Source organism: Modestobacter versicolor, from assembly GCF_041028285.1.
Classification (GTDB): Bacteria; Actinomycetota; Actinomycetes; order Mycobacteriales; family Geodermatophilaceae; genus Modestobacter; species Modestobacter versicolor_A.
In genome coordinates, this window is the sequence record NZ_JABGDB010000011.1 from 23,875 (window position 1) to 37,109 (window position 13,235).

Genomic DNA, 13,235 nt, shown 5'->3' on the forward strand with positions numbered 1-13,235 from the left:
CCGCCGCCGTCCGGTCAGCGGCCGGCAGCCGTCACAGGCCGACGAGCTCGTGCAGGGCACCGACCTCGGACCGGGTGAGCTTGCGGATCGTGCCGGTGCGCATGCGGGCCAGGTCGATCGGTCCGACGGCGGTCCGGGTCAGGCGGTTGACCGGCAGGCCGACCTCGGCCAGCAGCCGGCGGACGATGTGCTTGCGGCCCTCGTGCAGGACGATCTCGACGACCGACTGGCCGGCGTGGGTGTCCATCACGTGGAAGGCGTCGACCGTGACCGGCCCGTCCTCCAGCACGACGCCCTGGCGGAGCCGGCGGCCGAGGTCGCGGTTGACCGAGCCGCTGACCTGCGCCAGGTAGGTCTTCTTCACCTCGTAGGAGGGGTGCGCGAGCCGGTGCGCGAGCTCGCCGTCGGTGGTGAGCAGCAGCAGGCCCTCGGTGTCCTGGTCGAGCCGGCCGACGTGCACCAGGCCGGCGGCGAGGTCGCCCATCATGTCGCCGACGGTGGGTCGGTTGCGGTCGTCGCTCATCGCGGTGATGACCCCGAAGGGCTTGTTCATCGCGTAGGTGACCTTGTCGTTGCTGATGTCGATGCGCCGGCCGTCGATGGCGATCACGACGGTGGCCGGGTCGACCCGCATGCCCTGCACGCGCACGACCTTGCCGTCCACGCTGATCCGGCCCTCGTCGATCATGTCCTCGCAGACGCGGCGCGAGCCGACGCCGGCGCGGGCCAGGACCTTCTGCAGCCGCTCGCCGGGGCGGTCGTCGTCGGGCTCGGTCTCCTCGACGTCACCGGGGCGGAGCGGCGCGAGCTCCATGTCCTCGGACCAGCCCTCGCCGCCCGCGGTGGTGGACTCGTCGTCCGGGGTGGTGTTCATCCCTCCCATCCTCCCACCTCCCCGGCACGCCGATCACCACGCGACCGACGTCGTGTGGACGACGGGTGTCAAGGGGTCGGCGACATCTGTGGACAGGCCGCTGACCTGCGCATTCGACTGGTCGGCGGCCTGTCCCGGCGGTATGATCCGTACAGGTGTTCGAAGCGGTCGGGAGGTGTCGTGGGCGAGTTGCAGTCGGCTGTGGACGCGCTCGCCGGCGAGGACCTGACCCACTTGTTCGGTCCGGCGTTGCTGGAGCGGCTGGGGCCGTTGCTGGTGTTGCAGAACCGCCTGGCGGCGGAGGTGGCGCGCACGGTGCGGCAGTGCGAGCTGACCGGGGCATCGGAGCACGACGGGTTGAAGTCGATGGCCGCCTGGCTGCGCGGGCACGCCCACCTGTCGACGCCTGAGGCCGGGCGGGTGGTGCGGACCGGGCGGGCGTTGGCACACCTGCCGGCCACTGCGGCCGCGTTCGCCGACGGCACCGTCACCCCCGGGCAGATGGCCACGATCGCCCCGATCGCCGGGGAGGAGCAGCGGGCGGCGGCCGAGGCGCAGGGCGTGGACCTGGGTGCGGTGGACCGGGCGCTGACCGAGGTCGCGCAGGGGCCGGCGCACGAGCGGCTGGCGCAGGCGGTGCACCACTACCTGGAAGCGCTCGACCCGGACGGCACCGAGCCGGACCCCACCGAGGGGCGCCGGTTGTCGATCGCGAAGCACGCGGATGGCAGCGTCACCGGCCGGTTCGACCTGGACGCGGTGGGTGGGGAGAAGGTGCAGGCCGCGATCGAGTCCATCGTCCAGGCCAACCGACCCCAGGGCGATGACCGCACCCGCGGGCAGCAGAACGCCGACGCGTTCGTTCAGCTCTGTGACAACCAGCTCGCGGCCGGCACTCTGCCGACGCTGCGGACGGTGAAGCCGCACGTGGTGGTCACCATCGACGTCGACGACCTCGCCGACACCGACACGACGGGACCGGGGGCGGCGCGGACCGGGTTCGGTGCCCGGATCTCCGCCGCCCGGGCGCGCTGGCTGGCCTGCGACGCCACCATCTCCCGACTGATCATGGGCCCCGACGGGCTGCCGCTGGACGTCGGCCGGGACAAGCGGGTCGTCCCACCGCACCTGCGGCGGGCGGTGGAGCAGCGGGACGGGCACTGCGTGTTCACCGGCTGCGCAGCACCCACCCACTGGTGCGACGTCCACCACCTACGCGAGTGGGTCGCCGACCAGGGCGAGACCAGCCTGGAAAACTCCGCACTGCTGTGCGAACGGCACCACACCAAGGCCCACCACGGGTTCCGGGTCGAACGAGATCCGGGCGGGCGATGGCGCACCTGGCGCCCCGACGGCACCGAGATCGTCGCCGAGCCGGTCCTCCGGGTCTGATCGGGATCCTGGCCACGGCCACTAGCGTGCAGGCGTGGTCGAGCCCGCACCTGCCTCCAGCGCCCCGGCCGCCGACCCTCGGGTCATCGCGGTGTTCGACGCGATGAAGCCGTACCTCGCCACCACCGCCGTCGTCTCGCTGCTGGCGGCTCCCACGGAGGTCGGCGTCCCCGTCGTGCGCCGCCTGCTCGGTCACTCGGGCATCTCGACCGGTCCGCACCTGGTCAGCCTCGCCAACGCAGTGGCCGGGCTGGCCGTCGTGCACGCCTTCCGTCGCGACCCGGCCCGGTGGGACCGCCTGCGGCACCGGCGGGTGCCGCGCTGGCTGGCCGTGGTCCCCGTCCACCTGCTGGTCTCCCCCGTGCTGGCGGCGAACTGGGAGCGAGGCGTGGTGCTGCGCGGCCGGTCACCGTTCTGGGGCGTCGTCTCACCGATCGGCCTGCTGCACGTCGCCCTGACGATGGGCACGCTGCGCCGGGCCCTCCGCGCCCGACGGGCCGGCACGCCCGTCGACGCGGCCGGCTGACCCGGGCCGGTCCGCGACCGACCCTCGACACCGGGGAGCTGCGCCCACCAGACTGCGACGCGTGTGACCCAGCTCACGTCCGCCGCACCTCGTCGAGGGAGACCCCATGGACCGCATGCGCTTCGGCACCTTCCTGGCCCCGTTCCACCCCGCCGGGGAGAACCCCACGCTGGCGCTGCAGCGGGACCTGGAGCTCATCGAGCACCTCGACCGGTGCGGCTACGACGAGGCGTGGATCGGTGAGCACCACTCGGCCGGCACCGAGATCATCGCGTCGCCGGAGATCTTCATCGCCGCAGCAGCCGAGCGCACCCGGCACATCAAGCTCGGCACCGGCGTCACCTCGATCGCCTACCACAACCCGCTCTGGGTGGCCGAGCGCATGGTGCTGCTCGACCACCTCACCCGCGGCCGCGCGATGCTCGGCTGCGGCCCGGGCTCGCTGCCCACCGACTCGATGATGTTGGGGCTGAACCCGACCGACACCCGCGAGCTGATGGAGGTCGACCTCGACATCATCATGCGGCTGCTCCGCGGCGAGACCGTCACCGAGAAGACCCGTACCCACGAGCTGGTCGACGCCAAGCTGCACCTGCGGCCCTACACCCAGCCGCGCTTCGACATCGCCGTCGCCGCCGTCGCCTCCCCCACCGGACCGCGGATGGCCGGCCGGCACGGCATCGGCCTGCTCTCCATCGGCGCCACCCTCAGCAAGGACGGCTTCGACGCCCTCGCCCACCACTGGAGCGTCGTCGAGGAGCGCGCCGCCGCCAACGGCCAGAGCGCCGACCGGCGCGACTGGCGGCTCGTCGGCCTCATGCACATCGCCGAGACGCGCGAGCAGGCCTACCGCGACGTCCAGTTCGGCATCGAGACCTGGTTCCGCTACTTCCAGAAGACGGCGGCCTTCCCGCAGATGGCGGTCGAGGGCGGTGACGCCAAGGAGATGATCGACTTCATCAACGAGGCCGGCATCGGCGCCATCGGCACCGTCGAGGACGCCCGAGCCCAGGTCCAGCGGCTGTGGGACCAGTCCGGCGGCTTCGGCTGCATGCTCCTGCTCGGTCACGAGTGGGCCAACCCCGAGGCGACCAAGCGCTCCTGGGAGCTCATCGCCCAGCACGTCATGCCGCACTTCCAGGGCGGCTCGATCTCGCACGCCCAGCAGACGCTGGACGCCAAGGCCCACGCCACCGGCAAGCGCGAGGACTACGCGGCGGCCCAGATGGCGGCGGTGGCGACCATGACCGAGCGGTACGAGAAGGAGAAGGCCGGGTCGAGCTGACCGGTCAGGAGTCGGGGTTCTCGTCGAGCACCGAGCCGGTGTCGGGCAGCAGCGGCGCCAGCTCGGGCAGCTCGTCGAGGCCGGTCAACCCGAGCCGCTCCAGGAACAGCGGCGTCGTCACGTACAGCCCGCCCCCGGTGTCCGGGTCGGACCCGGCCTCCCGCACCAGCCCGCGCGAGGTGAGCGTGCGGACGACGGCGTCCACCCCGACGCCGCGGATCGCCGACACCCGCGCCCGGGTCACCGGCTGGCGGTACGCGATCACCGCGAGCGTCTCCAGCGCGGCCTGGGTCAGCCGGTTCCGCTGGCCCTCCAGCAGGTGCCGCTCCACCACCGGGGCGTGCTCCTCCCGGGTGTAGAGCCGCCACCCCTCCCCCACCCGGCGCAGCACGATGCCGGCCCGGCGCGCGTCGTAGTCGGCGGCCAGCGCCGACAGCTCCCGGAGCACCCGGGACACCGGGCAGCGCAGCGCGTCGGCCAGGGTCGCCTCGTCGACGGGCGCGTCGACGACGAACAGCAGCGCCTCCAGCCCGCCGCGCAGCACCTGCGGGTCCTGGTGGACGTCGAGCTCGAGCTGCTCCACTCCCCCGTCGTCCGGCGACACCGCCTCCTCGACCGGGGCCTCCCGCTCGGGCACCACCTCCAGCTCGACCGGGGGCGCCGCGGGCGCCCGGCCGAACGCCAGCACCGGCCCCTCCTCGACGGTGGTCGCCTCCTCGGCTGCCGCCGGGTCGGCCGTGCCCAGCAGGTCCGCCGGCCCGCCCAGGTCCGCGGCCAGCTGCCGCGCGACGACGTCCCAGCCCTCGACCGGCGTCGCGTCGTCGTCCTCGAGGCCGGCGGCCACCTCCGCGGCCACGGCGTCCCAGGAGAAGGGCCGCGGCTCGTCGTCCGGCTCGGTCACGTGTGGTCCTCCAGGTCGGCGGCGAGGTCGGTCGGGTCGTCCGAGGGGAAGTCGTCGGGCAGTCGGCCGCCGACCAGCGCCGGCCCGGTCCACCGGACGTGCAGCTCGCCCAGCGGCGTCACCTGGTCGAAGACGACCAGCTGCTGCCGGTACAGCTCCAGCAGGGCCAGGAAGCGGGCGACCACCTCCAGGGTGTGCGCGCAGTCGCTGCTCAGCGACCGGAAGGTCGCCGTCCCGGCGTCGGCGATCCGGCCGCGCACGAGCACCAGCTGCTCGGTGACGCTCACCGTGGGTGCGTGCAGGTGCGAGACGCTCACCGTCGGCGGCGGCTTCGGCGTCAGCGCCTCGAGCGCCAGCGCGGCGAACTGCTCGGGGGTGACGCCGAGCAGCACCTCGGGCAGCAGGTCGGCGAAGCGCTGCTCCGGGGCGACGTCCCGCGGGAACCGCCGGGACGCCTCGGCCTCCCGGCGGCGCAGGAACTCCGCGGCCCGCTTGTAGGCGCGGTACTGCAGCAGCCGGGCGAACAGCAGGTCCCGCGCCTCCAGGACGGCGAGGTCGTCCTCGTCCTCCACGTCGGCGGCGGGCAGCAGCCGGGCGGCCTTGAGGTCCAGCAGCGTCGAGGCGACCACCAGGAACTCGCTGGCCTGGTCCAGGTCGAGCTCGGGCCCGAGCGCCCGCAGGTGCGCGATGAACTCGTCGGTGACGACGGACAGCGCGATCTCGGTGACGTCGAGCTTGTGCTTGCCGATCAGCTTCAGCAGCAGGTCGAACGGGCCCTCGAAGTTGGTCAGCCGGACGGTGAACCGCCCGTCGGCCTCCCCCGTCGTCACAACGGCAGCCTAGTTCCGGCGCTCACCACGAGTTGATCATCGGCGTGCGGCGGCCCGACACGCCGGCCGGGGCAGCCGTTCGCCGATGATCACCAACGGCGCCGCCGTCAGTTGCGCAGGCGCCGGACGAGCACGGACTCCTCGCCGTGCACCTCGAGGTCGGCCAGCAGGACGGCGATCGCCTCGCGCACGATCCGGCCGCGGTCGGCCGCGACGCCGTGCTGGCCGCGCAAGGTGAGCCGCGCGGTCTCCAGGGCCAGCAGCTCGTCGGCCGAGCAGTAGACGGTGATCTTCTCCTCGTGCCGGGTGCGGTCCTTGACCGCCTTGGCGCGGGTGGCCGGCTTCGGCGCGGCCGCGGGCAGCGTGGAGCGGTGCGAGGCCAGCTCGTCGACGACGATCCGCGGGGCACCGCCGGCGACGTCGGGCACCAGCTGCAGCGGCGGGTTGGCGGCGTCGGCCTCCCGCTGGGCCGACGACCGCAGCGCGGGTGAGGACTGGGCCGCCGCGAGCGTGGGCAGCTCGGTGACGGGTGCCGGGTTGTTCGCGGCGATGTCGGTCCGGCGGAACAGCTCTGCAGCCCCGGGGAGCACAGGACGGCGGGTCACAGAGCGAGGACCTCCTTGGCCAGGTCGCGGTACGCCGCAGCGCCCGACGACGTCGGAGCCCACTGGGTGATGGGCTGCCCGGCGACGGTCGTCTCCGGGAAGCGCACGGTGCGGCTGATGACGGTCTGGAACACGGTGTCGCCGAAGGCCTCGACGACCCGGCTGAAGACCTCCCGGCAGTGCACGGTGCGGGTGTCGTACATGGTGGCCAGGATCCCGGAGATCTCCAGGGACGGGTTCAGCCGCTCCTTGACCTTGTCGATGGTGTCCACCAGCAGCGCGACGCCACGGAGCGAGAAGAACTCGCACTCCAGCGGGATGATCACGCCCTGCGCGGCGGTGAGCGCGTTGACCGTCAGCAGCCCGAGGGAGGGCTGGCAGTCGATGAGCACGTAGTCGTAGTCGGCGCGCACCGGCGCGAGCACCCGCATCAGGGTCTGCTCGCGGGCGACCTCACTGACCAGCTGCACCTCGGCGGCGGACAGGTCGATGTTGCTGGGCACCAGGTCCAGCCCCGGGATGTTGGTGGCCACCCGGACGTCGGCGAGCGTCGTCCGCGGCTCCATCAGCGCGTTGTAGATCGTGCGGTCCAGCTGCTGGGAGGGGATCCCGAGGCCCACCGACAGTGCGCCCTGCGGGTCCAGGTCGACCAGCAGCACGCGCCGGCCCTGCTCGACGAGGGCGGCACCCAGGTTGATGGTCGAGGTCGTCTTGCCGACCCCGCCCTTCTGGTTGCACATGGCGATGATCTGCGCCGGACCGTGCTGGGTGATCGGCTTGGGGTCGGCCAGCTTCCGCTGCCGCGCCCGGGCGGGGTCGACCCGGCTCGTCGGGACGCCCATCTCGGCGTCGCCCGCCGGGGCCCCTCCGCGCGGGAGCGCGACGGCGGAGGCCGCCGCCTCGGCTCGTGTCGACATCGTCTGTGCCTCTTCCCTCGGTGGTCGGCGGACCGGGACCGCTGCGGCCCCGGTGGGCGGACGTGTGCGACCGGCGCGGGGAAGCCGCCGACCCGTTCTCCCGCACCTTTCATCGGCAGGGGCCGCGCCGACCGTGACCACCTCGGGGCAACATGTCGACATGCGGCTGCTGAGCGTCCCGTTCCACCTCGACGAGCACCTCGACGACTTCGACCTCGGCGTCCCCGTCGACGCGGTGGTCGACGCCGAGCTGCCCCCCGGCGACCCGTGGGACCGGATGGCGGTGCTCTACGAGCAGGTCGCCGCGGCGGTCGGCGACGGCGCGGCCGTCGTCGCCTCCGGTGACTGCACGACCAGCCTCGGCGTGCTGGCCGCCCTGCAGCGGGCCGGCCGGGACGTCGGCGTGGTCTGGTTCGACGCGCACGCGGACTTCCACACCGCCGGGACGACGACGTCGGGCTACCTCGGCGGCTTCCCCCTCGCGCTCGCCGTCGGCCGCGGGGAGCTGACCCTGCCGGCCGCCCTCGGGCTGCGGCCGCTGCCCGAGGACCGCGTCGTCCTGGTCGACGCCCGGGACACCGACCCCGGCGAGGCGACGCTGCTCGCCGGCTCCGCGGTCACCCGCACCACCGTGGCCGAGCTGCCCGGCGTCGTCCCGGACGGCGACCTCTACGTGCACCTGGACGTCGACGTCTGCGCCCCCGCGGAGCTGCCGGACCTGCTCTACCCGGTGCCGGGCGGGGTCGCCGTCGCCGACGTGCTCGCCGCGGTGCGCGCGCTGGTGGCCACCGGGCGGGTCGCCGCGATCGGGCTGGCGGCGACCTGGCACCACCGCACCCCCGCCCGGCCCGAGCACGTCGCGCTGGTGCGGGGCGTGCTGGCGGCGGCCGGCTGAGTCAGCGCAGCGCGCGGGGGTGGCTGGTCGCGTAGACCTCGCGCAGCCGCTCGACGGTGACCAGCGTGTAGACCTGGGTGGTCGTCACCGACGCGTGCCCGAGCAGTTCCTGCACCACCCGGACGTCGGCGCCGCCGTCGAGCAGGTGGGTGGCGAAGGAGTGCCGCAGGGTGTGCGGCGACAGCTCGGCGTCGATGCCGGCCCGCTCGGCGGCGTCCCGCAAGATCGACCAGGCGCTCTGCCGGGACAGCGGCCCGCCGCGGGCGTTGAGGAACAGCGCCCCGCCGCGCACCCCGGACCGGCCCTTCTCCGCCAGCGCCGGGCGGGCCCGGACCAGGTATTCCTGCACCGCCCGGACGGCGTAGCTGCCCACCGGGACGACGCGCTCCTTGCCGCCCTTGCCCGCCAGCCGCACCGCGGCCGAGCCGAGGTCCAGGTCGTCGACGGCCAGCCCGACCGCCTCGGAGATGCGCGCCCCGGTGCCGTACAGCAGCTCCAGCAGCGCCCGGTCGCGCAGCCCGCGCGGGCCCTCGACGGAGCCGGCGCCGGCGATCAGCGCCTCGATCTGCTCGACCGGGATGGCCTTGGGCAGCCGCCGGTCCGGCGCCGGCGGCTTGACCTCGGCGGCGACGTCGTCGCCCACCAGGCCGTCGAGCAACGCGAACCGGTGCAGCCCGCGGACCGCGACGACGGCGCGCGCCGCCGAGGTGGCCGACAGCGGCGGATGGTCGTCGTCCCCGGTGCGCAGCGCGACCAGGAACGCGGTGACGTCGGACTCCCCCACCTCGCCCATGCCCTCGACGCCGGTCGCGGTGAGGAACTCCGCGTACCGGCGCAGGTCGCGGCGGTAGGAGGCGATGGTGTTGGCGGCCAGGCCGCGCTCGACGGTGAGGTGGTCCAGGTAGCCGGAGACCACCCGCTCGACGGCCGGGCCGGCGCTGGTGACGGCTGTCAGGACAGCACCTCCTGCCACGGGACGCTGGGCAGCCCGTGCGCGTCGGCCACCCCGGCGTGCACCAGCTGCCCGCCGGCCACGTTCGCCCCCCGGGCGAGCGCCGGGTCGGCGGCGAGGGCGGCGGCCGTGCCGGCGTTGGCCAGCGCCAGCACGTAGGGCAGCGTGACGTTGGTCAGCGCGTAGGTGGAGGTGTGCGGGACGGCGCCGGGCATGTTGGCGACGCAGTAGAAGACCGACTCGTGGACGACGAACGTCGGGTCGTCGTGGGTGGTCGGGCGGGTGTCGGCGAAGCAGCCGCCCTGGTCGACGGCGATGTCGACGAGCACCGAGCCCGGCTTCATCCGGCTCACCAGCTCGTTGCTGACCAGCGTGGGGGCCTTGGCGCCGGGCACCAGCACCGCGCCGATCACCAGGTCGGCGTCCAGCACCGCCCGCTCGACCTCCAGGGCGTTGGAGGCGACGGTCTGCAGGTGCCCGCGGTAGAGCCGGTCGGCGGCGCGCAGCTTCTCCAGGTCGCGGTCGAGCACGGTCACCTGCGCCTGCATGCCCAGCGCGATGGTCGCCGCGTTCATCCCCGACACCCCCGCGCCCAGGACGACGACCTTGGCCGCGTGCACGCCGGACACCCCGCCGAGCAGCACACCGCGCCCACCCGAGGCCCGCTCCAGCGTGTGCGCCCCGACCTGCGGCGCCATCCGGCCGGCGACCTCCGACATCGGGGCCAGCAGCGGCAGCGCCCCGCCGTCGGTCTGCACGGTCTCGTAGGCGATCGCGGTCGTGCCCGACGCCAGCAGCGCGTCGGTGCAGGCGCGGGAGGCGGCCAGGTGCAGGTAGGTGAAGAGGGTCTGGCCGGCGCGCAGCCGGCCGTGCTCCTCGGCGACCGGCTCCTTGACCTTGAGCAGCAGGTCCGCCTCGCCCCACACGTCGTCGGCGGTGGGCACGATGCGCGCCCCGGCCGCGGTGAAGTCGGCGTCCGGGAGGGAGGACCCCACCCCGGCGTCGTGCTCGACCAGCACCTCGTGCCCGGCGGCGACCAGCTCGGTCACCCCGGACGGGGTGAGGGCGACCCGGTACTCGCGGTTCTTGACCTCTCGGGCGACACCGACCCGCATGACTCGAACTCCCCGCCTCGACGGGCGTCCCCGGGGTGCCGGGTCCGCCAGCGCATGGTGGGCGGCCCGGTCGGGGCGCGCCTCGGGCGGAGTCTAGGCATGGCGGAGGTCACTACGGTGTCACCCGGCGGGAGGAGACGCGACGGTCACGTCGGGACGGCCACCCTGTCCTCCGCCGCGTCCTCCGCGTCGTCCTCCGCCCCGTCCTCCGCGTGGGACGACGGCCGGACGACGGCGTACCGGGCGACGGCGAACTCCCCGTTGCGGGCCACGTCCTGCACGGCCAGCTCGACCCGCCGGGGCAGCAGCGGGGCGCCGCTGCCCAGCGTCACCGGCGCGATGGACACCACGACCTCGTCGAGCAGCCCGCGGTCGGCGAACTGGCCGGCCAGGTCACCGCCGCCGACGATCCAGACGTCCTTCCCCGCCGCCACCCGCACCATCTCGGCGTGCACGGTGGCCGGGTCCTCCGCGGTGGTGCTCAGGTCGGCGCCGGGCAGCAGCGGCAGGTCCCGGTGGGTGAAGACCCAGGCCGGCCGCTCGGGCATCCACTCCGGGTCGTGCTCGCGCACCCACAGGTACGTGGTGGCGCCCATCGCGAGGGCGCCCACCCCGGCGATGAAGTCGGTGTAGCCCATCGGCCCGTCCTCGTCGCTCTTCCGGCTCAAGAGCCAGTCCAGCGAGTGGTCGGTGGTGGCGATGAAGCCGTCCAGCGAGGTGGCGGTGTAGTAGACGGTGCGGGTCACGAGGTCCTCCTGCTCAGCCAGTCGATCGGGTCACCGGCGTCCACCGGTACGCCTGCCGCCCGGAACCAGTGCCGGGCGAGCAGGCGGCGGTGGGCGCCGAAGGTCAGCACGTGGGCGACGACGCTGCCCACGACGAAGGTCTCGGGTGGGTCGCACAGGGCGTCGACCAGCCGGTCACCCCAGGCGCCGCGGCGGGACACGTCCCGGACGAAGGCCAGCCAGCGGGGCGCGGCCTCGTCGTGCCGGTCGAGCAGCGCGGCGGGGTCGTCGGCGCCGCGCACCGGGTGGTCGGCGCCCTCGACCGAGGCCAGCCAGACCTCCGTCGTCCAGACCAGGCGCTCGAGCAGCGCAGCGAGCGACTCCTCGGGGCCGTCCCACTCGATCACCCGCAGGCCGGGCTCCCGGACGCGGCGGTACTCCGGCTCGGGCAGGCCCTTGGCCAGCTCGAGCAGGGCGCGGGTGTCCTCGAGCGCGTGGTGCACGAGCAGGGCGGTCACCTCGTCGCCACCGCGGGAGCCCTGGTCGCCGGTCACCCACAGCGAGGTCGGCGGGTGGAAGTGCACGCCGTTGGGCGCGGGCAGCCAGTGCGCGTCCCGGGCGACGGGCCCCGGCCCGGTGGTCCGGGAGCCCGGCGACCGGCCGTAGGAGCGCGCGAACGCCCGGCTGAAGCCCTCGACGGACTCGTACCCGGCGGCGAAGGCCACCTCGGTGACGCTGCGGCCGGCCTGCAGCTGCCACGCGGCGCGCTCGAGCTCCACCCGCCGGCGCAGCGCCACCGGCGACTCCCCCGCGCCCCGGGCCACCTGCCGGCTGAAGTGCCACGGCGAGGCGAAGGCGTCCCCGGCCATGTCGGTGAGCGTCCGGTTGTCCTCGTCCAGCACCGCGTCGAGCAGCTCGCGCAGCCGGTCGCGTCCGGTGGGCACGTCCTCGGTCATGCGGTCAGTCTGGTGCGGCGGGCTCGGCCCCGCCCGACCGTTCTTGCCCTGTCCACCCGCTGCCCGGATCGCCGCCGCGGGCGGCGTGACGGACCATGCCGGGGACCCGCCGTCCACCTGTGACCTCATCCCGGAGCTGCCCCGATGCGCCTGTACGCCGACCGTCCCGACGCCCGCGCGCGGCAGTTGGCCACCGACCTGGGGCTGGTCGCCTGGACCGTGCTCTGGGTGCTGGTGGCGCGGGCGGTGCACGGGGCGGTGCTGGTGCTCGCCGAGCCCGGCCGCGCGGTGGCCGACCTGGGCCGGTCGATCTCGGAGACCATGGGCAACGCGGCGGGCGCGGCCGAGGACGTCCCGCTGGTCGGCGACGAGCTGTCGGGCCCCTTCGACGCGCTGGGCGAGGCGGGCGGCGCGGTGACCGGGGCCGGCGAGGGCGCCACGGACGCCGTGCAGACGCTGGCGACCGTGCTGGCCGTCGTCCTGGTGGTGCTGCCGGTCGGCTGGCTGCTGCTGCGCTGGCTGCGGTGGCGGCTCGGGTGGTCGCGCGAGGCGACCGCCGCCGACCGGCTGCTGCGCTACGGCGCGGACGGCCTGCCCGACCTGGAGCTGCTGGCCGCCCGGGCGATGGCCACCGCACCGCTGCCCCAGCTGGCCCGCCTGCCCGCCGGCACGGGGGCCGGCTGGCGGGCGGGCGACCCGGCGGCGCTGCGCGCGCTCGCCGGCATCGAGCTGGCCCGGCTGGGCCTGCGCGTGCCCGAGATCAACTCACGGTGAAACCGCAGGCGGCGACCGCGGCGGCGCAGACGTCCTCGTCCTGCTGGCCGGTGCCACCGCTGCCACCGATCGCACCCAGCAGCTGACCGTCGGAGTACACCGGGACGGCGCCGGTCTGCGGGGTGAACCGGCCGTGCGTCATCGTCGTGACGGCGGAGGCGAAGTTCGGCATCGGCTCCATCTTGGCCTTCTGCGCGGCGCTGGGCGCCCCGTAGGCGGCGGCGGTCCACGCCTTGCCCTGGGCGACGTCGGCGGAGATCCAGGGCGCGCCGTCCATCCGGACCAGCGCCACGAGGTGGCCGGCGGGGTCCATGACGGCGAAGGACATCGGGACGCCGAGCGTCGTGGACTCCTCGCGGGCGGCCTGGAGCAGGGACAGGGCCTGGTCGTGTGTCAGCACCGGGCCACCTTCGCCCCCACGACGTCCCGAAGGCAAACCGGTCGAGCACCAGGATGGACGACGAAGGCAAGGCTGCCCTAAGTTCCCT

Annotated in this window: 15 protein-coding genes; 5 read left to right on the plus strand and 10 right to left on the minus strand. The window is 74.5% G+C overall.

The window, feature by feature from the left end:
• Nucleotides 1-31: 31 nt before the first annotated feature.
• Complete coding sequence (locus HL054_RS21410; protein ID WP_369141152.1) at nt 32-874, minus strand: pseudouridine synthase; 843 nt, start codon at nt 872-874, stop codon at nt 32-34.
• A gap of 180 nt (nt 875-1,054) precedes the next feature.
• Between HL054_RS21410 and HL054_RS21415 the strand changes: the two genes are divergently transcribed.
• The 3 genes from HL054_RS21415 to HL054_RS21425 all read left to right on the plus strand — a co-directional run bounded on the left by HL054_RS21415 (nt 1,055) and on the right by HL054_RS21425 (nt 4,077).
• On the plus strand, nt 1,055-2,266 hold the full coding sequence (locus HL054_RS21415) for an HNH endonuclease signature motif containing protein (protein ID WP_369141153.1): 1,212 nt from the start codon (nt 1,055-1,057) through the stop codon (nt 2,264-2,266).
• 34 nt (nt 2,267-2,300) lie between these two features.
• The gene (locus HL054_RS21420) at nt 2,301-2,792 is read left to right on the plus strand and encodes a hypothetical protein (protein ID WP_369141155.1); all 492 of its coding nucleotides are present in this window, start codon (nt 2,301-2,303) and stop codon (nt 2,790-2,792) included.
• A 106-nt stretch (nt 2,793-2,898) separates the two neighbouring features.
• Nucleotides 2,899-4,077 (plus strand): LLM class flavin-dependent oxidoreductase, encoded by a 1,179-nt coding sequence (locus tag HL054_RS21425; RefSeq protein ID WP_369141157.1) that lies wholly within the window; start codon nt 2,899-2,901, stop codon nt 4,075-4,077.
• 4 nt (nt 4,078-4,081) lie between these two features.
• Here the strand turns inward: HL054_RS21425 and scpB are convergent, their stop codons facing one another.
• The 4 genes from scpB to HL054_RS21445 form a co-directional block, all read right to left on the minus strand.
• The gene (gene scpB, locus HL054_RS21430) at nt 4,082-4,978 is read right to left on the minus strand and encodes an SMC-Scp complex subunit ScpB (protein WP_369141159.1); all 897 of its coding nucleotides are present in this window, start codon (nt 4,976-4,978) and stop codon (nt 4,082-4,084) included.
• On the minus strand, nt 4,975-5,808 hold the full coding sequence (locus HL054_RS21435; RefSeq protein WP_369141160.1) for a segregation and condensation protein A: 834 nt from the start codon (nt 5,806-5,808) through the stop codon (nt 4,975-4,977). The genes scpB and HL054_RS21435 overlap by 4 nt, the downstream gene beginning before the upstream one ends.
• A 107-nt stretch (nt 5,809-5,915) precedes the next feature.
• Nucleotides 5,916-6,413: a hypothetical protein gene (locus HL054_RS21440; protein WP_369141162.1), complete on the minus strand. Its 498-nt coding sequence runs from the start codon at nt 6,411-6,413 to the stop codon at nt 5,916-5,918.
• Entirely contained in the window at nt 6,410-7,330 is a 921-nt protein-coding gene (locus tag HL054_RS21445; RefSeq protein ID WP_369141163.1) for a ParA family protein, read from the minus strand. The genes HL054_RS21440 and HL054_RS21445 overlap by 4 nt, the downstream gene beginning before the upstream one ends.
• A 160-nt stretch (nt 7,331-7,490) precedes the next feature.
• Here HL054_RS21445 and HL054_RS21450 point away from each other — a divergent pair, with 160 nt between their 5' ends.
• Nucleotides 7,491-8,225, plus strand: coding sequence for an arginase family protein (locus HL054_RS21450; RefSeq protein ID WP_369141164.1), 735 nt, complete (start codon nt 7,491-7,493; stop codon nt 8,223-8,225).
• A 1-nt stretch (nt 8,226) separates the two neighbouring features.
• Here the strand turns inward: HL054_RS21450 and xerD are convergent, their stop codons facing one another.
• The 4 genes from xerD to HL054_RS21470 all read right to left on the minus strand — a co-directional run bounded on the left by xerD (nt 8,227) and on the right by HL054_RS21470 (nt 11,973).
• On the minus strand, nt 8,227-9,198 hold the full coding sequence (gene xerD / locus HL054_RS21455) for a site-specific tyrosine recombinase XerD (RefSeq protein WP_369141165.1): 972 nt from the start codon (nt 9,196-9,198) through the stop codon (nt 8,227-8,229).
• Nucleotides 9,177-10,292: an alanine dehydrogenase gene (gene ald / locus HL054_RS21460; protein WP_369141166.1), complete on the minus strand. Its 1,116-nt coding sequence runs from the start codon at nt 10,290-10,292 to the stop codon at nt 9,177-9,179. Before ald ends, xerD begins: the two co-directional genes overlap by 22 nt.
• Nucleotides 10,293-10,438: 146 nt before the next feature.
• Nucleotides 10,439-11,038 (minus strand): dihydrofolate reductase family protein, encoded by a 600-nt coding sequence (locus tag HL054_RS21465; protein ID WP_369141167.1) that lies wholly within the window; start codon nt 11,036-11,038, stop codon nt 10,439-10,441.
• Nucleotides 11,035-11,973, minus strand: coding sequence for a helix-turn-helix domain-containing protein (locus tag HL054_RS21470; RefSeq protein ID WP_369141168.1), 939 nt, complete (start codon nt 11,971-11,973; stop codon nt 11,035-11,037). The genes HL054_RS21465 and HL054_RS21470 overlap by 4 nt, the downstream gene beginning before the upstream one ends.
• Before the next feature lie 144 nt (nt 11,974-12,117).
• Here HL054_RS21470 and HL054_RS21475 point away from each other — a divergent pair, with 144 nt between their 5' ends.
• Nucleotides 12,118-12,747, plus strand: a complete 630-nt coding sequence (locus HL054_RS21475) for a hypothetical protein (protein WP_369141169.1) — start codon at nt 12,118-12,120, stop codon at nt 12,745-12,747.
• On the opposite strand, the gene HL054_RS21480 is transcribed toward HL054_RS21475, so the two are convergent.
• The gene (locus tag HL054_RS21480; protein WP_369141170.1) at nt 12,734-13,147 is read right to left on the minus strand and encodes a GlcG/HbpS family heme-binding protein; all 414 of its coding nucleotides are present in this window, start codon (nt 13,145-13,147) and stop codon (nt 12,734-12,736) included. The two genes, HL054_RS21475 and HL054_RS21480, sit on opposite strands and share 14 nt — an antisense overlap.
• Nucleotides 13,148-13,235: the final 88 nt, after the last annotated feature.